Below are 21622 nucleotides of genomic sequence, written 5' to 3'. Positions count from 1 at the left end.
TACTTTCTCTTCATCTTCTACTCTCTTAGTCTTTTCCTTTTAACTCTTCACTGAATTATATAATGGATTTTTTTTCACTCGAACAACTTAAAGAATTGGCAACTGTTTATGGTTATTGGGCTGTTTTTGCTGGTATTGCTATCGAAAATACAGGAATTCCTATCCCGGGGGAAACAATCACCATCATTGGCGGATTTTTGGCAGGGAGTGGAGAATTAAACTATTGGTTAGTTTTACTTACAGCCATTGCTGGTGCAGTAACAGGAGATAATTTTGGTTATTGGATTGGTAGAATTGGTGGTTGGCAATTTTTGCTTAAACTATCTCGTTTTTTCCGCCTTCCTGATGAAGAGGTAGAAAAAGCAAAAGACAAATTTGTAGAAAATGCCGCTAAAGCTGTTTTTTTTGGTCGTTTTATCACATTATTAAGGATTTTTGCTGGACCTATCGCTGGAATTGTCGAAATGCCTTATCCTAAATTCTTATTCTATAATTTTATGGGAGCAGCGATTTGGGGTGTAATTGTTGTGACTTTGGCTTATTTTGTGGGTATGATTATCCCCTTAAGTCAATTAATCAGCTTAATAGCTAAATTTGGCTTTATTGCACTATTAATCTTCGCTGCATGGGTTTTTATCCCAATCTTAGTCAAATCATATCAAAAAAATCCCAGTTAATAATCTCTTAAATTAATTATTAATAATTAAATAATTTCAATTAATCTGATTTTCGCTATCATACTAATTATTATTGACAACAAAATCTATTTATTTATGTTACCTAAAGTTAAAGTTCTTCGTCCTGAAGGTATTCTTGATAATGCCAAATCCACTCAATTTCGACAACAAATCAATGAATTAATAGATGAAGGGGTTAATGTTATTCTCATTGATTTCAAGAAAGTTACTTTTATGGATAGTTCTGGTTTAGGTGCTTTAGTATTAATATTAAAAATGATTCGTGCTAGTGGAGGTAGATTATTTTTAATGTCACTAAATGATCAGCTTAAAATGTTATTTGATTTAACAAATATGGGGAATATTTTTGAGATTATTAATGATAAATCAGAATTAGAAGACAGATTGAGAAATCCTTAATGAGGGATTGATAAAAAATATAGTTATGAGAGTAGGCAATAGACAATAAACAAATTTTTTGTTTTTATTGTTTTATTTTTGCTATTTTTTAAAGATGCAAGTTAAATATATTTTAGTTTAATTAAAGGTTATCAATTTCCACAATTTTATTTTGATTAGATAATCCAGATTTAATCTTGATTTGTGACTTTTTGACTGAAAATTCTTCAGCTATCATACTAATTAATTCTTGATTTGCTTTACCATTAATAGGTGCAGATTTTAAATTGATAATCCAAATACCTTCTAAATTTTGCTCAATTTTTTGTTGTTTTGACTTAGGCTTAACTTTAACACTAATTTTCATCTCTAATCGCTTTAACTAATGCCTCAATTTCTATATCTAAAGTCAAATAATGAACACAAGCTCGGATACAATAAGGATTAAGTAAAGTACGTAAATAAAATCCCTTCTCTTCTAAAATTTTAACTATTTTATTCGCATCTTTCCCATTTCTTAAATAAAAAGATACTAATCCTGATTCTGGTGCTGTATGTTTTAAACATTCAATGCCGTCTATTTTTGCTAATTCCTTCCATAAATAACTGCTTAATTCACAAATACGATCATAACGTTGCTCTATTGTACCCCATTGTTGATGAACAGCGATCGCCTCTTGTAATGCAGCATATAAAGGATAAGCGGAAGTTGCTACTTCATAACGGCTACCGTCATCCGAAAAAGGTAAATCTGTTTTCGAGTAATTTAAACCACGCCAACCAATGAAAGTAGGAGGCAAAGAAGAAATTAAATCTTGTCTAACATAAAGAAAACCAATACCCGAAGCACCACATAACCATTTATGCCCTGTACAACCGTAAAAGTCAACCTCGGATTCTAGCAATTTTAAGGGTAAACTTCCAGCCGATTGTGCACCATCAACTAATACTTGAATTTTTTGTTGACTATGAGGATAATTGTGACATACTGACACTATTTCTTTTAACGGTAAAATTTGCCCAGTATTCCAAAGAATATGACTAATCACTACTAATCGGGTATTCCCTGTTAGATAATTTTTGATAACTTCTATCGGATTACCTTCATTAAGAGTTTCGATAATCGGACAAGTAACAATCTTAACCCCAAAACGGCTACTAATTTCTTTAACAATAGCATAAATACCCGGATGTTCCGCATCGGTTAACAAAATTTCCTCCCCCTTCTGCCATGAAATTCCCCATAAAGGAATATTACAACTGGCAGTTACATTTTCTGTTAAAGTAATTGTTTCTGGTATTACTCCAATTTCTTGGGCAATAGCTTTTTTAGTAGCGGCAATATTTTCTTGTATCCAAGTATTAATTTTTAAGCCAAAAGGGCCAACTTGATCAATATATTTATAACTATCAATTATTTTTTGTAAAGCCGATTGTGGTAGAATCCCTTGACCACCAAAGTTAAAATAGAATTTATCTTTTAAACCAGAAAATTGTTGTCGATGTTGTTGAATATCAATCATAATTTAAAATTATATAGCAGACTTCTTACAGAAATCAAGCAATAGGGACTTTTGGAATAGTTAGGAGAATTAACTATAAATTTTCTTAATTTAATTGTATTTTTTATTTTGCAAAAGATCTAGTATTACTACTTATTTATTCCCATAAACGTCTTCTTGCACTACCATTAAATCTAATATGACTATCCCTTAATAATTCTGGGATATTAAGACTTTCTGGACATTTTGGCAGACATTCGCCACAATCTGTGCATTTATCACCTTTTTTGCCCCAAAACCAATGTCCTGCATTTTCTAGCATCTGATAACGATAACTAGCATAATCAGTCATGTCTAATCCTACTCCTAAATTACGTAATCTCAAAATTTCTGGGATATTAATATTTTCAGGACAAGGTAAACATTGATAACACTGTAAACAATGATCTGTTTTTAAAGTATTTCTCAAATTTTGATCTATTTTTGTTAATGTTTCTTTTTCTAAATTTGTTAACTCCCCATCATCATTAGCAACAGATAAAGGCATAATTAAATCATCCGCATTACTCGCACCAACGCTTAAAGTAGTAATTTGAGGATGACTGAAAAGAAAACGATAATTTAAAAGTAAAGGAGTAAAAGGTTGACAAATTTGGCTTAATTTTGTTGAAGGTTGATATAAACGTCCTCCTTTATCCCCTGGGGAAATAATAAAAATTCCTAAATCTTGTTGTTTAGCTAATTCAATTATCGGTATATGACGTTGAAAAAAAAAATAATAATGTAGATTAATAAACTCGAAAAAACCTGTAAAAATTGTAGCTGAAATTAGTTCTAAACTACCGTGAGTTGAAAAACCAATATGTTTTATTTTTCCTTGTTTTTTTGCTTCTTGTAAAACTGTTAAAAAACTATTCTCTTTAGTTAATAAATCTAAATGTTGCCAAGTATTAATCCCATGAATTGCGATATTATCTATATAATCAACTCCTAAACGAGATAAAGATTCATCTAACCATTGTTGAACAATTTTACCATCATCAATAGGAGTAAATTTTGTGGTAATAAATATCTTTTCACGCTGAATATTTAACTTGTTTAACGCTAATCCTAAAAATATTTCACTATCACCATAACCTCTTGCAGTTTCAAAATGATTTATTCCTAATTCCAAAGCTTTTTTAACTGTTTCTAATAACTGAGATTGGGAATAACAACACCTCATTAAACCAAGAGAAAAAACTGATAAATTTAATTCAGTTTTTCCAAAACGCCGATATTTCATCTCAATTTTATTATTTATAACTATAAGGAATTTATATCTCTATCTTCAACAGATAAATAGACATCTCCAAAAAAGAAATTTAAAATTAAAAAATTAATTCTTGTGATGTTTTTGAGCTTAACTTTCTTCACTGGTTTTTCTGGCACGACGAATTAATTCCTCTGGGCTCAAATTAGCGACAAAATCTCGAAAAGCCTCTCTTTCTTCCTCATCAGCTTCTCTATCAACAGGAATTGAGGCATCTAAAAGTACTTCTTCCATTACCCAAATCGGACATCCGATACGTACTGCAATAGCGATGGCATCACTAGGACGACAATCAATATTTTTCTCTTTTTTACCCAATTTCATACATAATAAAGCATAAAAAGTATTGTCTTGTAGTGAATTAATAATAACTTTGTCTAATTTCAAATTCCATGCAGAAAAAACATTAACCATCAAATCATGAGTAAGGGGGCGAGGTGCGTGTTGTTGCTCTAAAACTCCAATGATAGATTTAGCTTGTTCTTGCCCTACATATATAGGTAAGGCACGGCGTTCAGAAGCATCTTTCAAAAGTACAATAGGACTACGAGTCACAGCATCTAAAGCTATTGCCGCTACCTTCATTTCGATCATCGATTTCTCTCTCTTGCATAACTCAGTAGGTCAACCTTCTTTATTATATGTCAAATTTGCGTTTTTTTTCTCAAAAATAAACAAAATTAATAGACAATATATAAAAATACTCTTTAGAGGTTGAATAAATTAGAAGAGTTAATATATAAAAGATAAAAGTAATAAAAAATATGAATAAAGTTATCACGAATGCTAAATTAATTGGTTATAAAAATTTACAAACAATCATCATTGAAAATGATATAATTACCTCCATTCAAGATTCTAATTTTTATACTAAAAAAGATTTAGACTTGCAAGGTGATTGGCTTTCTTTGGGAGGAGTAGATTTACAAATTAACGGTTGTTTGGGCTTAGCTTTTCCTGATTTAACTATTAATGATATAGATAAACTTAACGAAATTTGTACTTATTTATGGAAAGAAGGAGTAGATCAATTTTTGCCGACTATAGTAACAACTTCAGTAAAAAAAATTCATCAATCTTTAAAGGTAATTAATGAGTATATAAATTTTCCAAAAAAATCTCAACAGGCGGAAATAATCGGAGTTCATTTGGAAGGACCTTTTTTAAATTATGATAAAAGAGGTGCTCATCCTGCCCAATATTTATTACCTTTAACTTTAGATAACGTGAAGGAAGTTTTAGGGGAATATACTAACATCGTTAAAATTATCACCCTTGCCCCCGAATTAGATACCACTGGGCAAATTATTCCTTTTTTGCATTCTCATGGCATTGTAGTTAGTTTAGGACATTCTCAAGCAACGGCACAACAAGCTCAAAATGCTTTTAATCAAGGTGCTTCTATGGTAACACACGCTTTTAATGCCATGCCTACTCTTCATCATCGACAATGTGGATTATTGGGAGAAGCTATTATTAATCCTGATGTTTATTGTGGTTTAATCGCTGACGGTAATCATGTTTGTCAGACAATGTTAAAACTGATTTTACAAGCTAGTAATTATCAAGAGGGAATTTTTTTAGTCAGTGATGCCTTATCACCCATCGGTTTAAATGATGGTTTTTATCCTTGGGATGATCGCATGATTGAAGTCAAAAATGGTACGGCTAGATTACCTGACGGTACTTTATCTGGCACTACTTTACCTTTATTTATCGGTGCAAAAAATTTGGTTAAATGGGGTATTTGTGATGTCAAACAGGCGATCGCCCTTGTCACCGATGCCCCTCGCAAAGCTGTAAATTTGCCAACTTTACACATAAATTCCCCAGCTAACTTAATCCGTTGGCAATGTCATAATCAAGAATTAACTTGGGAAAGGTTAAAATAGAGAGGAGTTAAGAGACTAGGAGACTAGAAGAAGAGAGGTGAATTAATTGTTAATTGTTAATTGTTAATTATTTACGGCATTCTATATTTAAAATTAGTTTTACCACTGTAATCTGTTAACTTAGCTAACTCCTCTAAAGTTTGCACTCCCTCATGCAATTCTCCATTAATTACCCAAGAAGGAAAGGCACGAATTTTAGCATCAACACACTTTTGAGGTGCTGGTGCGATACCTTTTGGATCACATTCCACTTTGCCAACTTCTTTAAATGCTTCTTTACCAAAAAGCTGTTTTTGCTCATAACAATGAGGACACCAATAAGCAGAATACATCACCGCACCTTTAGAAGCCAAGTGTTTTGCTAAGGCAATTTCAGCGACTCCTGAAGTGGTAGTTATTTCCCATCCTAGAGGAGGTTGTGGTGCAGTTTGTGCTTGAGGAATAGCTATTTTTTCTCCAGCTGCTAATTCAATATTCGGATCGCTTACTGTGGTAGTGTTAACATTTGCATAAACTCCTAACGCACCAACAAGGGTAATCAAAGCAACAGCAATACCTGTAAAGAAAATTTGTCCCATATCTTCCCAATCATGACCAATAATAGTTAATGTTAATAGAGTAAAGGAAAAGAATGCCGAACCGATACAGTAAGGACATACTGCTTGTAGTTTAAATGCTAAAACATACATTAAATAACTGCTAAAAGCCGCCATAGTAAAGGTAACAACTAGCATTAGCCACCAAGAAGACTTTTCTAATTTTTGTCTTAATTCTTTATTTTGATCAGAGTTGATAAATAAAGGAGCTAATGCTAATATTGCCATAGTAAGATAGGCTAATGATCCAAATATGCTTAAAGGTGGTCCTGTTTTACCTTGAGGATCAAGAGGATAAGCATAAGCACTATCTAAGACGCTATTACAACCACTAGCACTATCTGCGGTACAAGCGATTTCTCCTCCACTTAATTTTATAATAGTTAAATATATTGTTAAAATTAAACCAATAATGGCGATCGCACCAATTAAAAATCGGGAGTAGCGTTGAATCCACGGCAAGTTACGACGACGACGAATCATAATAATTATCTATATAGAATTAAATTAATAAGTATTTGAATTTTAACAATTAAATAGAGGAAGAGTTTAGGTAATGGGTAATAAGCACTCTTGCAATATTGAAATCTTTATTGTGATTGATTTTTTAGTATTTTCTTCCGTTTAGTTTATTAGGTTTGATTAACGGTTTTTGTGAGGGTAGAAGTCGAAGGATTAGATGAAACCATCGGTGTTTGTGCCGCCTCAATAAACTGTGAAACCCTTGATGGATCAATAGTTTCGTCTATTCTGCCATGACGTTTTAAAGAACTTGAGACAATCACACCATCAGCAAAAGTCATTAAATCGGCGATATTATCTGGAGTTGCACCACTACCAATGAATACTGGTGTTCCTTTCGCTGCGGACTGTGCTAACTCTAAGTCTTCTATGCTAGGAGGTAAACCCGTTGCCCAACCTGATAAAATTACCGCATCAGCTAAACCTCTTTCGATGGTATCTTGCACCGCAGTAGTTAAATTTGGTGTGCCTAAAGGACGTGCGTGTTTCACTAAAACATCCGCAAAAATTGCAATATCTTCCCCTAATTCTCGGCGATAACGTTGAATTTCATGAGCTTTTCCTTCAATTAAACCTTGATCTGTTGCCATTACTCCTGTATATACATTAACTCTAATAAAATTTGCTCCTACGCAAGAAGCGATCGCTAAAGCACTTTTAGCATCATTACGCAATACGTTTAAACCGATAGGTAACATAACAAGGTTCATAATGCGATCGACAATCAAAGTCATAGCACTTACGGTGGCGGGATCTACATTATCCTTAGTAAAAGGAGCATCAAAAAAATTTTCGATAATAATACCATCAACACCACCTGCGGTTAAAGCCGTAGCTTCTTGCTCTGCTCTACGAATTACATCTCTTAAATTCCCACCCCATCTAGCAGAAGTAGGTAACGGTAATAAATGAACAACACCAATAACAGGATTTTTTTTGCCAAAAATTTTTTCAGTTATCATAAAAATTTAGTATATATTCCCCTAAAACAGAGGATTTAATCAATTTATCTCGTCCAATTAGCAAGTTTTTATTTTAATCGGGCTTGGTAATTCTCTTCAAATATTTTACTACTCATCTGTTAGCAAAAATACCTTGTTATAATATTCTGATTGACAAAAAGTACCCTTGCTTGTGATGAATATTTCTAAATCATTTATTTTTAATTCTCGTATTTTGAAAAATACTGCTTTGATAACTAGCGGTAGTTTAACTTTAATTATTCTTTTAGGTATTTTTAGTGCTGGGAAAATTACAAAGGAGATGATTAAAAATATAACTCAGATTTTTCATCACGAAATTACACCACCGCAAATAAATAACCCTCACTTAATAGTTAAACAAGTTCAAACTTTAAGTGAATTAACTACAACAAAGTTTATCATGGATGCCATTATACCCACTTCATCCAGTCGAAGGCTAGGTAATTTCGTCATCGGTGAAACTAATTTACTTTATGTCGCAAGAGGAGAGATAGAAGCAGGATTAGATTTAAGTAAAATAAGTGAAACAAATGTTGTTATGGTGGGAGATATACTAAAAATAACATTACCTTCACCAGAAATTTTAGACGAAAAAATCGATGTAAATCAATCTCAAGTATATGATTATGATCGAGGTTTTCTCAATTTAGGTCCTGATGTTGCTCCAGAATTACAAACTCAGGCACAGCGTCAAACGTTAGCAAAAATAAAAGAAACCGCCTGTCAGCAGAAAATATTAGATCAAGCCAACGAAAAAGCGATAATTTTAATTACTAAATTAATGCAAACTGCGGGTTATGAAAAAGTAGAAATCATAACCACAGAATCTAAAAATTGTTTGTAACTTATACCTTACCTGAATTTTACATAAATTTTTCGATGAAGGTAAGAGACAGAAAGACTAGAGGATTGTTAATTATTAATTGTATTAAGTACTTCTTCGGCGGCAGCTAAAGTTTGTTGAATATCAGCTTCTGTATGAGCTATGGAAGTAAACCCAGCTTCAAATTGAGAAGGTGCTAAATAAATTCCTCTTTCTAACATTCCTCGGTGAAAACGTCCAAATTTAACCGTATCAGCGTGTTTTGCATCACTATAGTTATGGACAGGATTACCAGTAAAAAATAGTCCAAACATACCGCTAATATTACCACCAGTTACTTCATGACCTGCTTTTCTAGCGATGTCTAATAAACCAGTAATTAATTGATTAGTAATTTTTTCTAAATATTCGTAAGTGCCGGGTTTTTGCAATAATTCTAAAGTTTTAATACCTGCTGTCATAGCTAAAGGATTACCTGATAAAGTTCCAGCTTGATACATAGGACCTGATGGTGCAACTAATGCCATAATTTCTTTTTTACCACCATAAGCACCAACGGGCAACCCACCACCGATAACTTTGCCTAAAGTAGTTAAATCAGGAGTAACACCAAATTTTTCTTGTACACCACCGTAAGCAATACGAAAACCAGTCATTACTTCATCAAATACTAATAAAGCGTCATTTTCTTGAGTAATAACTCTTAAACCTTCAAGAAAACCAGCATCAGGAGGAATAAAGCCAGAATTTCCTACCACAGCTTCTAAAATAACCCCAGCAATTTCTCCTTTATGTTCAGCAAATAGCTTTTTAACCGCTTCTAAGTCGTTATAGGGAGCATTTAAAGTGTCGGCGGTAACGGATTTAGGTACACCGGGAGAATCAGGTAAACCAAGGGTTGCAACTCCAGAACCTGCTTGTACTAAAAACATATCACCATGACCATGATAACATCCTTCAAATTTGATGATCTTATTTTTACCTGTATAAGCACGCATTAAGCGTAACACGGACAAACAAGCCTCAGTACCCGAATTGACAAAACGAACCATTTCAATGCTAGGCACGGCATCAATAACCATCTCAGCGAGAATATTTTCCAAGACACAAGGTGCTCCAAAACTTGTACCTTTTTCTAAAACTTCATGTAAGGCAGCAATAACTTCAGGGTGAGCGTGTCCACAAATTGCAGGTCCCCATGAGCCAACATAATCGATATACTTATTTTCATCCACATCCCAAATATAAGCCCCTTTGACTCTATCGAAAACAATAGGTTGTCCACCTACAGATTTAAAAGCCCTCACGGGAGAATTTACACCTCCTGGCATGAGTTTTTGAGCGGCGGTAAAAATTTGTTCTGATTTTGTAGTTTTAAATGATACTATATTAACCAAAATTATCTCCTTCTTTTTTTATTTTTAGATAATCAATCTATTTTACTGAGATTTTGCACAGATCTTGAAAAATAACGGATTTTTTGAGTTTTATACATCTTGTTTCAGTAAAATTTATCATAAAGTTAAGTATTTTAAAGTAAAAACAATATTTATAATTAAAACTAACCAAAAATCATTTTTTATAGTTATTTTTTAACTTTTTTTGTTATTATTTTCGATGTAAAAAATCCATAAAATTTATGCAAAAGTGGTTTGTATAAGGATATTCAGTATTAAACGTTACAAAATATTAAGAGCTAAATTTATAATCTGTTGTTCATAAGACTTACTAATTAAACTCGTAAATCAATTATTTAATCAATATCCTAAATCTATATTAAAAGAGGTTACAGCATGACGATTGCTACTAATACAAAAGTTAAATTAAATAAAATTGAAAAAGTTAAAGCAGCAAAACATGGCTTAGATGTGAAACAAGAGTTAGAATCTTTTGCTCAAATGGGTTGGGAGGCAATGGAAGAAGATGATTTAATTATACGTTTAAAGTGGCTAGGTATTTTTTTTCGTCCTGTAACACCGGGCAAATTCATGTTGCGATTACGTATACCTAATGGGATTCTTAGTAGTGAACAAATGCGTACTTTGGCAGAGATTATTGAACGTTACGGAGATGATGGCAGTGCAGATATTACCACTCGTCAAAATATACAATTAAGGGGTGTTCATTTAGAAGATATTCCCGACATTTTCCAAAAATTAGAGGCGGTGGGTATGACTTCCATTCAGTCTGGGATGGATAATGTTCGTAATTTAACAGGTTCGCCTGTAGCGGGAATTGATCCTGATGAATTATTTGATACCAGGGAATTAAATCAAAAGTTACAGGATTTAATCACTAATAAAGGGCAGGGTAGTTATGAGTTTAGCAATTTACCCCGCAAATTAAATATTGCCGTTGATGGTGCTAGGGATAATTCTATCCATGCAGAAATTAATGATATTGCTTTTATTCCTGCTTTTAAAGATGGTGAATTTGGCTTTAATGTCTTAATTGGTGGTTATTTATCAGCTCAACGTTGTGCAGAAGCGATACCTATGGATGTCTGGGTGAAACCTAACGATGAAGTCATCGAGTTATCCGCAGCTATTTTAAAAGTTTATAGTGAAAATGGCTTAGAGGAAGGTTTAAGAGAAAATCGGGGTAAATCTCGTTTAATGTGGTTGGTTGATAAATGGGGTATGAATCGATTTCGCATAGAAGTAGAAAAAAAGTTAGGTAAATCTCTCTATTTTGCCGCCCCGAAAGATGAATATACTATGGAAAAACGAGATCATTTAGGAGTCCATCCTCAAATCCAAGAGGGTTATAGTTATATTGGCATACATATCCCCGTAGGACATTTAAACGCTCAGGGAATGTATGATATAGCTCGTTTAGCAGATGTTTATGGTAATGGTGAAATTCGGGCAACTGTAGAGCAAAATTTTATTATTCCTTTTGTCGCTGATGAAAAAGTAGAAGCCTTTTTAGCTGAACCTATTTTACAACAATATCCCGTCAATCCTTCTCCTCTAGTGCGATCGCTCATTTCCTGTACAGGTGCTCGTTATTGTAATTTTGCCTTAGTAGAAACTAAGCAAAGAGGATTGAAATTAGCCCAAGAATTAGATACGGAATTAAATATACCTGAAAGAGTACGTATTCATTGGACAGGTTGCCCCAACTCTTGCGGACAAGCTCAAGCAGGTGATATAGGTTTAATGGGAACAAAAGCTAAAAAAGATGGACAAGTAGTAGAAGGTGTTAATTTATTTACAGGAGGAAAAGTCGGCAAAGATGCTCATTTAGGCAGTGTGACACAAAAAAGTATTCCCTGTGATGATCTCAAATCAGTTTTAAAAGATTTATTAATATCAGATTTTGGAGCTACAGTAAAATCCTAAACCTCTCTGATTCCCTTTTTTGAAAATCATGATTCTATATATCAACACCATACATCTTCATAATATCAAGAAAAATAATAGTCGCAAATCTTAAAAAATACTTAACAATTCTTTATAATAGAAGCAATCACGATCGATGGTTATAAATATAGTAAAACCAGTGTATTCTTTGTTACTAAGTTTTAATAACCAATAGGTAGTAATATAACGAATCTAAGTATGCAAGGTCAAGATATAATGACAAATATTGATAATAGTTTAACTCCCTTTCAAGGACAACCTTGGTTAGTGGAAGAAAGAGATGCTTGTGGTGTTGGTTTTATCGCCTATCAAAATAATCGTCAATCCCATAAATTAGTTAAAGAAGCCCTAAAAGCCTTACACTGCATGGAACATCGAGGGGGCTGTGGTGCTGACAGAGAAACGGGAGATGGTTCGGGTATTATGACTGGTATTCCCGTAGAAATTTTTAAACAGTGGTTTACAGAAAATAAAATTGAAATGCCTTCTTGTGAAGAATGGGGGGTGGGTATGGTATTTTTACCCCAAGATGAGAAGGAAGCCGAAGAAGGGCGCAAATATGTAGAAGAAATGGTTGCCGTGGAGAGTTTAAAAACCCTCGGTTGGCGTACTGTACCTGTAAATTCAGATGTATTAGGAGAACAAGCAAAAGCAAATCAGCCCCGCATTGAACAAATTATTGTTACTTCAGGAGATACTCATTATCAAGGAGATGAACTTGATCGAAGATTATATGTAGCACGATCAAGAGTAGGTAAAAAATTGAGCGATAACTTCTATATCTGTTCTTTCTCCTGTCGTACCATAGTTTATAAAGGATTAGTACAAGGAGATGTCTTAGAAAAATTTTACTTAGATTTAAGTAACCCTGCATACGAAAGCCGTTTTGCGGTGTATCATCGTCGTTTTAGTACCAATACCGTACCAAAATGGCCTTTCGCTCAGCCCATGCGAGTTTTAGGGCATAACGGCGAGATTAACACCCTCATCGGTAATATTAACTGGATGACGGTAAGGGAAGCCAATTTAGAGTTACCGGGTTGGAGTGATGAAGAATTTGACGGCGTTACTCCCGTTGTTAACATGGCGAATAGTGACTCTTACAACCTCGATAGTTCTTTAGAATTATTAGTGCGTACAGGTCGCAGTATTCCCGAAGCCTTAATGATTCTTGTACCTGAAGCCTACGAAAATCAACCAGAATTAGAAAAATATCCCGAAATTCTCGACTTCTATCATTACTATAGCGGATTAAAAGAGCCTTGGGATGGTCCTGCTTTACTCGCTTTCAGTGAAGGTAAAACCGTAGGTGCTTGTCTTGATCGAAATGGCTTACGTCCTGCCCGTTATGCTATCACAAAAGATGGTTATGTGGTAGTTGGTTCAGAAACAGGAGTTGTTGACTTAGACGAATCAGAAATTATCGAAAAAGGCAAACTAGGCCCCGGTCAGATGATTGTGGTGGACTTAGAACATAATAAAATCCTCAAAAACTGGGAAATCAAACAACAAATTGCTTCTCAAAAACCTTATGGGCAATGGTTGAAAGATTATCGCTTAGAGTTACCAAAACAGCCCATTACCCCTTTACCTTTACAAGAAAAACAGAAATTATTACAACAGCAAACCGCCTTTGGCTACACTGCTGAAGACGTAGAAATCATTATCGCCGACATGGCAAGGGATGGTAAAGAAGCAACCTTCTGCATGGGTGACGACATTCCCTTAGCAGTGTTATCCGATAAACCTCGTTTATTGTACGACTATTTTAAACAGCGTTTTGCTCAAGTTACCAATCCTCCTATTGACCCTTTACGGGAAAGTTTGGTAATGTCATTACAGATGCACTTAGGAGAAAGAGGTAATTTACTCTATATCAAACCCGAAAATGCCCATACTTTTTGGTTAGAATCCCCTGTATTGTCACGGGGTGAATTAGCAAAAATCAAGGCTGAAGATTTCGAGACTTATGAATTATCAACATTATATCCCCTCAGTGATGGACCAAACGGCTTAAAATTAGCTTTAGAAAAATTATGTAAAGATGCCACTAAAGCGGTATTAGAAGGGCATAAAATCCTGATTTTGAGCGATCGAATTGAGGGTAAAATTGACAGTGAGACTACTTATATCCCCTCTCTCCTCGCTATGGGTGCAGTACATCAACACTTAATCAAAGAAGGATTACGCTTAAAAACCTCTCTTATTGCTGACACAGCCCAATGTTGGAGTACTCATCACTTCGCCTGTTTAATCGGTTTTGGTGCATCCGCAGTTTGCCCTTACCTAGCCTTAGAATCCGTTTCTGATTGGTGGCACGACAGCAAAACTCAAAAACTGATGGAAACCGAGAAAATCGAGAAAATAACCGAGTCTGAAGCCTTAGAACGCTATCGTAAAGCAGTAGAGGCAGGATTACTCAAAATTTTGTCGAAAATGGGGATTTCTCTCTTGGCTTCCTATCATGGTGCGCAGATTTTTGAGTGTATCGGTTTAGGTGCAGATGTGATGGAATTAGCTTTCAAAGGCACAACTAGCCGTGTAGGTGGTTTAAACCTTCCAGAAGTGGCTAACGAGGTTGTTTCTTTCCATCAAAAAGCCTTCCCTGAATTACAAGGCAAAAAATTAGAAAACTACGGCTATGTCAATTATAAAAAAGGTGGTGAATATCACATGAATTCCCCCGAAATGGCAAAATCTCTACATAAAGCGGTTTCAGCCTACGGGAAACAGGAAGGTTATGATCATTATGAATTTTATCGCAAGTATCTGCAAGAGCGCCCTGCCACTGCTTTAAGGGATTTATTGGAGTTTAAGAGTGATCGAAATTCTATCTCTATCGATGATGTTGAGCCTGTAGAAGACATTGTCAAACGCTTTTGTACGGGGGGTATGTCTTTAGGGGCGTTAAGCAAAGAAGCTCACGAAACCCTTGCTATTGCCATGAATCGCATCGGTGGTAAATCCAATTCTGGAGAAGGTGGAGAAGATACTAACCGTTATACTCCCATTGATGATGTGAATGAAGAAGGCAAAAGCCCTCGTTTTCCTATCTTAAAAGGCTTGAAAAATGGCGATCGTGCCACCTCAGCTATCAAACAAATTGCATCAGGGCGATTTGGTGTCACTCCTGAGTATTTAATGAGTGGTGAACAGCTAGAAATCAAGATGGCACAGGGTGCAAAACCGGGAGAAGGGGGGCAGTTACCGGGTAAGAAAGTTAGTGATTACATCGCAACCTTGAGACTTTCCAAACCGGGGGTAACTTTAATTTCTCCTCCTCCTCACCATGACATCTATTCCATTGAGGATTTAGCTCAATTAATCCACGATTTACACCAGATTAACCCCTCTGCTAAAGTATCCGTTAAATTAGTGGCAGAAATCGGTATCGGTACGATCGCCGCAGGTGTCGCCAAAGCTAATGCGGATGTAATCCAAATTTCTGGTCATGATGGTGGTACAGGTGCATCTCCTTTAAGTTCCATTAAACACGCAGGTTGCCCTTGGGAATTGGGCGTAACTGAAGTACATCGCACTTTATTAGAGAACCAATTGCGCGATCGAGTTTTACTCCGTGCCGATGGTGGCTTAAAAACAGGTTGGGATATTGTCATGGCGGCGTTAATGGGTGCTGAAGAATACGGTTTCGGTAGCATTGCCATGATTGCAGAAGGTTGTATTATGGCTCGTGTTTGCCATACCAATCAATGCCCTGTAGGAGTTGCCACTCAACAAGAGCGTTTACGTCAGCGTTTCTCTGGTGTGCCGGGGGATGTGGTTAATTTCTTTTACTTTGTAGCGGAGGAGGTTCGATCAATTCTCGCTAAATTGGGCTATCGTAGTTTAGATGAAGTTATTGGACGTGCAGACTTATTAACCTATCGTCACGATGCAAAACTCACTAAAACAAAAGCCTTGATTCTCGACTGTTTAACCAATCTTCCTGACACGAAAACTAACCGTGACTGGTTGCAACATGGTGATACTCACACTAACGGTCATGTTTTAGATGATGAAATTTTAGCAGATGCTGACATCATGGGTGCAATTAATTCTCATGGTAAGATTACCAAAGAAATTAAGATTATTAACACTGATCGTTCCGTAGGGGCAAGAATTTCAGGGGTTATCGCCAAAAATCACGGTAATTTGGGCTTTAATGGTCAATTAAACTTGAATTTTAAAGGTTATGCTGGACAAAGTTTCGGTGCTTTCAACATTCAAGGCATGAATATTCATCTCGAAGGGGAAGCCAATGACTACGTTGGTAAAGGTATAAATGGAGGTTCGATCGTCATTGTACCGCCTTCTGAATGCACCTTTGAGGCTTCGGATAACGTCATTTTAGGCAATACCTGCTTATACGGTGCAACGGGTGGTGAATTATATGCCAATGGACGAGCTGGAGAGCGTTTTGGGGTGCGTAACTCTAAAGCAACAGCCGTAATTGAAGGTGCTGGAGATCACTGTTGTGAATATATGACAGGAGGGTTAATCGTTGTCTTAGGAAGCGTTGGGCGTAACATAGGTGCAGGTATGACAGGAGGCTTAGGCTACTTCTTAGATGAGGAGGGCAATTTTGAGCCTAAAGTTAACCCTGAAATCGTCCAAATTCAGCGTATTTGTACTGAGCAAGGTGAGGCACAATTAAAAGAATTAATCACAATTCATGTGGAAAAAACAGGTAGTAAAAAAGGTCAATTAATCTTAGATAATTGGGCGAATTATGTACCGAAATTCTGGCAAGTAGTTCCTCCTTCTGAAGCAGAAACTACTGAAGTTAAGGCTCAAAAAGAGTTAACTACTGTGTAATTTAACTTTGCGGTGGGCATTGCCCACCCTACTTTTTTTTGTAAAGAAATAAAAAAATATGCTACTTGATATTCAGATTAAAAATTTTCGTTGTTTTGAAGATACAAAAATAGAGGGATTTCAACGAGTTAATTTAATTGGTGGTAAAAATAATTCTGGTAAAACTGCTTTATTAGAAGCTATATATATATATCACCAGAACCACAAAGTATTCTTTTTTTAAAAGAGTTAAGAAAAGAGTTTTCTTCTGTTAATCAAAAATCCCCCGAAATTACATGGGAAAACTTTTTTTTGAATAGAAATACTAAAAAAGAAATTGAGTTAATAGGTACAACTAAAGAAAAAACCGAAGAAGAAATAAATAGTTTTATATTTCCTCGAACTGTTAGATTAAATACAAACCAATCAACAAGGAAATTAAGAGACAAAGAAATAGCGACAGTATCACTAAATAATATATATTCGGGAAATAAAATAGAATTACATAGCTCAAACGATCATATTTCCATTCTTAATTATCAAAACTTTTTTAGATTGTTTATTTATTCTGAGATTGATTTGATAGACAAAGAAAATAGTAAATTATACTTTAAAGAAGATTATGAAATAAAAACACAAGGAAACGATATAATCATATCAAAAGGTGTTAAAGGCCATTCTACAATAAAAAGACAAGGAATAAACAAAAATCACGAAATTATTTCTAAATATTTAATGCAATGGCTTGAAAAAAACTCTATATTTTGTGTATTGTCTCTTGCCAAAATATCAAATCGAGAATTGGCTAAAAACTTTGATTTAGCAATCTTAAATGATAAATCTGGTGAAATTTTAAATATTTTGCAAAAATTAGATCCTACTATTGCAGAAATTAGAAGTTTAACCATAAATGAGCCAGATATTTACTTAAGAAGAAAAGGGGAAAACTTTTTACCTATTTCTTTGTTTGGTGATTGCTTTAATCGAGTACTTGACATAATTTTGAGAATCATTAATAGTAAAAATAGTGTTTGTTTAATTGACGAAATAGAAAACGGTATTCATTATCAAAATCAACGAGAATTTTGGCGTAGTTTGTTTAAGTTAGTAATGGAATTAGATATTCAAATTTTTGCCACAACTCATAGTTTAGAAATGATAAAAGCCTTTGCTGATGTAGGTTTAGAATATCCAAATGAAGGGGCTTATTTTGAATTAGCAAGACATGAAAAAACGAATCAAATTGTGAGTATAAAAAGAGATTTAGATGTTTTGCAATATTCTTTAAAGCATGAAGGAGGAGTCGGGTTAAGAGGTGAGTAATATTCTTATTGTTGAAAGCAAAAACGATCGAATTTTTTTTGATGCTTTAATTAATTATCTCAATCTACCAATCGAAACGGAAATTATCCTTAATGAATATGAAACTTTAGACGGTTTATCAGAAAAAATATTAATAGAAAAACTCAAAAGTTTACAAGCTCGTAATTTGAAAAAACCAATTAATAAGTTAGGTATTATTATCGATATTGATAATTACACGGTAGCGGAGAGAATAGAATTTATTAATAATTGTTTAAATCCAGTTTTTTCGGATATAAATATATTGAAAAATACCAGTGAATTTATTGAAGTATCCAGTCCTAGTAATAAGATTAAAATAGCTTTTTATTTTACTAATGTTGAAGGAAAAGGAGAATTGGAAACGGTATTAAAAGCTATAAAATCTCAAGATTCACCCCATGCAGATTGCCTTGAAGATTGGCAAAAATGTTTAGAAAATCAAGGTGGAAATATTAAACAAAAAGACTTTGATAAATTTTGGGTTAATATTTATATTCGTTATGATACTTGTTCTAATCAAGAAAGAAAACAAGCAGGAAAAAAATGCAGTATGAATAATTTTGAATACATTATGACTAATAAAAAAGAGATTTGGAACTTTGAAGATGAAAATTTACAGAAATTAAAAGATTTTTTATCATTATTTAATAAAAAATTTAATGAGTAAAATAAAAGCTATTTTATTCTTATCTTTTAAAACCATTATCTCCTGAAGATGGTGGCGGTTATTTAATCGAATTTCCTGATTTACTTGCTTGTCTGATGATGATACGGACGAAAAAGCTATTTTAATTAGCAAAGATGCTGTAGAAGTATGGATAAATACATCAAAAGAGTGAGATTATAAAAGAAGGATACTTAGGTAAATTAAACTGATTTTTTAAATGATGATGATAAAATTGAAAAAGTTGAAACATCTTCTTCTATAGTAATTAATATAAAAACTGAAAATATTTGATCTCCCCTTGGATTCGCATCTTCAATCCTTTACTGCATCTTTTGTTTAGCTTTATTGTCGCCTCCTCAGAGAAAATATAAATTTCCCTAACTATTATTAATTTTTACTACTTTTTAAATATGCTCAAAAAGCAACTACCTACTTGGCGTTTTATACCTTTAATCGAAGGACATGGAAAATTACAAATGGCGATTGATGAATGGTTATTAAAACAACATCAACATCATAATCATCCTCCCACTCTTAGATTTTATACATGGAATCCCGTAGCCATTTCTTTGGGTATTAGTCAAAAACATCATTTTCCAAATCATTGGCAAAATATAACTTATCAAGGAAAATCTTTAGATTTAGTGAAACGTCCTAGTGGTGGGAGAGGTGTATTACATCAAGGAGATTTAACTTATGCCGTTATCACATCTAATTTAGAGGGCAATTTAGATCAGGTTTATCGACAAATTTGTCAATTTTTGATTTTAGGATGGAAAGAATTAGGAATAAAATTGTATTTTGGAGAACCGAAAAAGCTATATTTAAACTCACCAAATTGTTTTAAACTCGCCACCAATGCAGATTTAGTCAATTCCCATGGACATAAATTTATTGGCAGTGCACAACTTAAAAAGGCTAAATTTATCCTTCAGCATGGTTCAATGATGTTAAAGCCTGATTTAAAGCTGTTTGAGAAGGTTTTTAACAGCCTACCTCCTCAATCTATTATTCCCGAATCTTTATCTTTAGATGAAATTATCAACACTTTAACAAAAGCAGCAGAAAAATGTTTTAATTGTCAATTTGTTATTCAACCTTTATCAGAGGAAGAAATGAAAGAAATAAAAAGTCATTTTTAGTATATTTTTTTTATTAATTAATGAATCAATAATTACAAAAAAAATCCTCTCATCTTAGAGAAAAAGGGTTGGAGGTGAGGGCTAGACAAATTAAAATTAACCTTGACTGTGAAAATAACTCCTTCAAAAGGGAATATTTTTAACTTTAAATCAAATAATTGCCAGTTTTTTATTGTCCTGTAATCGATAAACTATCGACCCAAATACGAGGACAAACACCGCTAGGAGTAACTTCGGGAGTTTCTTCCACAAAAATAATAGATTTTAAAACATCAAGAAAATCTCCTGCTACCGTTGCGGCTTCAATGCTTATTTTTTCTCCTTGATTGACTAACCAACCATCAAAGGGTAAAGAAAATGAACCTTGTAAGGAATTGACTCCTGCGTGTAATGCTTGAACATCATCAATTAAAATGATATTTTCAGCCGTATTTAAATTATATTGAGTAGTAGGCTCTTCTCCACGAAAAACATGATAATAATTGGGGCTAATACTTACTTTTGCTCCAATACTAGCATGACCTGTAGGAGTTGTATTCATTCTTTTTGCAGTTACACTACTATGTAAAAAATTCACTAAAACTCCCTTATCAATAATAGGTAAATTACGGGTTGGTGTGCCTTCACCATCAAAGGTTTCTGCACTAATATTTCCTTCATGTAAAGCATTATCACTGACAGACAGTAAAGAAGAAGCGATTTTTTGTCCCAATGATTCAGGAGTTGATAAACTTTGTTTATCAAGAATATTTTGAGCGTTATAGAGGTTGCTAAATGCACCTAATAAACTTAAAAAGGCTTCAGGTGAAAAAACGACTCGATATTTTCCTGACTTTATTGGTTCATAATTAAGATGACTAATAGTTTTTTCTACAGTTTCTTGAAAACAACCATCGATGTCTAATTTCTGTAAGGTATTTGCTACTTTATATGCACCACCGCTACGGGGTTTTCTATTTTCTTCTTCGGTGGTAGTATATAAATAGATGGAGGAAAAAGAACGAGTTTCTTCCCTTAATGCACCATCACTGTTAATATAAAATCTTTCTATTTCTTGTTCTGCCAATCCATTATAAGGCACGGATGTGATCGCTTCATGAGAATTTAACAAATCAGCTTCAATTTTCAATAACTTATCAATTAAATCAGAAGCTAAAGAAGCCTTACCTAATTCACTATTTACGGATGGCAAAGGTAATTTTGCTTCATCACTAAAATCTGGTACATAATTAGTTACACCAAAGTTACTAGCTTCTAAGGCAGTTTTCAAAGCTAATTCAATTCCCACGGCATCAATGTCAGTAGTAGAAGTAACACCTATCTGTTGTTTTTCATTCCAGACTCTCACAATAACACTTGATTTCTGAGAAGCTTTTACTTGTTTTGGCTCACCTTGAAACACTTGTACGCTAGTTTGATCAATTGCCGAACCATATATGTCAAATTTTGTAATTCCCAATTGTGAAGCTTTTTCGGTGGCAGTTTGAGCAATAGTCTGAACTTTTGACATAATCTAATAGTTAATAATTAATAATTAATAGTTAGTATAGCAATCCTAAATGAGTCGGATAAACTTTGGTTTAGTTTGATTTGACACTCCCACG

General features: G+C 34.0%; 18 protein-coding genes. 10 read left to right on the top strand and 8 right to left on the bottom strand.

Annotated elements, in window-relative coordinates; translation table 11 throughout:
- Positions 1 to 62 precede the first annotated feature (62 nt).
- On the top strand, positions 63 to 677 hold the full coding sequence (locus GM3708_RS13095; RefSeq protein WP_066347804.1) for a DedA family protein: 615 nt from the start codon (positions 63 to 65) through the stop codon (positions 675 to 677).
- A 96-nt stretch (positions 678 to 773) separates the two neighbouring features.
- Positions 774 to 1097, top strand: a complete 324-nt coding sequence (locus GM3708_RS13090) for an STAS domain-containing protein (RefSeq protein WP_066347802.1) — start codon at positions 774 to 776, stop codon at positions 1095 to 1097.
- A 121-nt stretch (positions 1098 to 1218) separates the two neighbouring features.
- Here GM3708_RS13090 and GM3708_RS13085 read toward each other — a convergent pair whose 3' ends face one another.
- From GM3708_RS13085 to GM3708_RS13070, 4 genes are all read right to left on the bottom strand, one after another.
- Positions 1219 to 1443: a DUF167 domain-containing protein gene (locus tag GM3708_RS13085; protein ID WP_066347800.1), complete on the bottom strand. Its 225-nt coding sequence runs from the start codon at positions 1441 to 1443 to the stop codon at positions 1219 to 1221.
- Positions 1433 to 2599 carry an aminotransferase class V-fold PLP-dependent enzyme gene (locus GM3708_RS13080; RefSeq protein WP_066347798.1) on the bottom strand — a complete coding sequence of 389 codons (1167 nt, stop codon included), beginning with the start codon at positions 2597 to 2599 and terminating at the stop codon, positions 1433 to 1435. Before GM3708_RS13080 ends, GM3708_RS13085 begins: the two co-directional genes overlap by 11 nt.
- Positions 2600 to 2735: 136 nt before the next feature.
- A complete protein-coding gene (locus GM3708_RS13075; RefSeq protein WP_066347796.1) occupies positions 2736 to 3863 on the bottom strand; it encodes an aldo/keto reductase in 1128 nt (375 codons plus the stop codon).
- A 117-nt stretch (positions 3864 to 3980) separates the two neighbouring features.
- Positions 3981 to 4484, bottom strand: coding sequence for a bifunctional nuclease family protein (locus tag GM3708_RS13070; protein WP_066347794.1), 504 nt, complete (start codon positions 4482 to 4484; stop codon positions 3981 to 3983).
- 170 nt (positions 4485 to 4654) lie between these two features.
- Here GM3708_RS13070 and nagA point away from each other — a divergent pair, with 170 nt between their 5' ends.
- Positions 4655 to 5782 carry an N-acetylglucosamine-6-phosphate deacetylase gene (gene nagA / locus GM3708_RS13065; RefSeq protein WP_066347792.1) on the top strand — a complete coding sequence of 376 codons (1128 nt, stop codon included), beginning with the start codon at positions 4655 to 4657 and terminating at the stop codon, positions 5780 to 5782.
- 71 nt (positions 5783 to 5853) lie between these two features.
- Here the strand turns inward: nagA and GM3708_RS13060 are convergent, their stop codons facing one another.
- Together GM3708_RS13060 and btpA are read right to left on the bottom strand one after the other, a co-directional pair.
- The gene (locus GM3708_RS13060; RefSeq protein WP_197671666.1) at positions 5854 to 6861 is read right to left on the bottom strand and encodes a vitamin K epoxide reductase family protein; all 1008 of its coding nucleotides are present in this window, start codon (positions 6859 to 6861) and stop codon (positions 5854 to 5856) included.
- A 149-nt stretch (positions 6862 to 7010) separates the two neighbouring features.
- Positions 7011 to 7862, bottom strand: a complete 852-nt coding sequence (btpA, locus tag GM3708_RS13055) for a photosystem I biogenesis protein BtpA (RefSeq protein ID WP_066347790.1) — start codon at positions 7860 to 7862, stop codon at positions 7011 to 7013.
- A 175-nt stretch (positions 7863 to 8037) separates the two neighbouring features.
- On the opposite strand from btpA, the gene GM3708_RS13050 reads away from it, so the two are divergent.
- Positions 8038 to 8727, top strand: a complete 690-nt coding sequence (locus GM3708_RS13050; protein WP_066347788.1) for a DUF4230 domain-containing protein — start codon at positions 8038 to 8040, stop codon at positions 8725 to 8727.
- A 68-nt stretch (positions 8728 to 8795) separates the two neighbouring features.
- Here GM3708_RS13050 and hemL read toward each other — a convergent pair whose 3' ends face one another.
- On the bottom strand, positions 8796 to 10103 hold the full coding sequence (hemL, locus tag GM3708_RS13045; RefSeq protein ID WP_197671665.1) for a glutamate-1-semialdehyde 2,1-aminomutase: 1308 nt from the start codon (positions 10101 to 10103) through the stop codon (positions 8796 to 8798).
- Between the two features lie 396 nt (positions 10104 to 10499).
- Here hemL and GM3708_RS13040 point away from each other — a divergent pair, with 396 nt between their 5' ends.
- From GM3708_RS13040 to GM3708_RS13020, 6 genes are all read left to right on the top strand, one after another.
- Positions 10500 to 12050 carry a ferredoxin--nitrite reductase gene (locus tag GM3708_RS13040; protein WP_066347786.1) on the top strand — a complete coding sequence of 517 codons (1551 nt, stop codon included), beginning with the start codon at positions 10500 to 10502 and terminating at the stop codon, positions 12048 to 12050.
- 219 nt (positions 12051 to 12269) lie between these two features.
- The gene (gene gltB, locus GM3708_RS13035; protein ID WP_066347779.1) at positions 12270 to 16886 is read left to right on the top strand and encodes a glutamate synthase large subunit; all 4617 of its coding nucleotides are present in this window, start codon (positions 12270 to 12272) and stop codon (positions 16884 to 16886) included.
- Between the two features lie 58 nt (positions 16887 to 16944).
- Positions 16945 to 17109 carry an AAA family ATPase gene (locus tag GM3708_RS19445; RefSeq protein ID WP_082714120.1) on the top strand — a complete coding sequence of 55 codons (165 nt, stop codon included), beginning with the start codon at positions 16945 to 16947 and terminating at the stop codon, positions 17107 to 17109.
- Positions 17110 to 17177: 68 nt separating this feature from the next.
- Complete coding sequence (locus GM3708_RS13030; RefSeq protein ID WP_066347778.1) at positions 17178 to 18188, top strand: AAA family ATPase; 1011 nt, start codon at positions 17178 to 17180, stop codon at positions 18186 to 18188.
- Positions 18181 to 18876: a DUF3226 domain-containing protein gene (locus GM3708_RS13025; protein WP_066347777.1), complete on the top strand. Its 696-nt coding sequence runs from the start codon at positions 18181 to 18183 to the stop codon at positions 18874 to 18876. The genes GM3708_RS13030 and GM3708_RS13025 overlap by 8 nt, the downstream gene beginning before the upstream one ends.
- Positions 18877 to 19286: 410 nt before the next feature.
- Positions 19287 to 20018 (top strand): lipoate--protein ligase family protein, encoded by a 732-nt coding sequence (locus tag GM3708_RS13020; RefSeq protein ID WP_066347776.1) that lies wholly within the window; start codon positions 19287 to 19289, stop codon positions 20016 to 20018.
- A 169-nt stretch (positions 20019 to 20187) separates the two neighbouring features.
- Here GM3708_RS13020 and GM3708_RS13015 read toward each other — a convergent pair whose 3' ends face one another.
- Entirely contained in the window at positions 20188 to 21528 is a 1341-nt protein-coding gene (locus GM3708_RS13015; protein WP_066347774.1) for a TldD/PmbA family protein, read from the bottom strand.
- Positions 21529 to 21622 lie beyond the last annotated feature (94 nt).

The organism is Geminocystis sp. NIES-3708 (assembly GCF_001548095.1).
Classification (GTDB): Bacteria; Cyanobacteriota; Cyanobacteriia; order Cyanobacteriales; family Cyanobacteriaceae; genus Geminocystis.
Note: the sequence above shows the minus strand (reverse complement) of the source record. Positions and strands in the feature narration are given on the sequence as shown.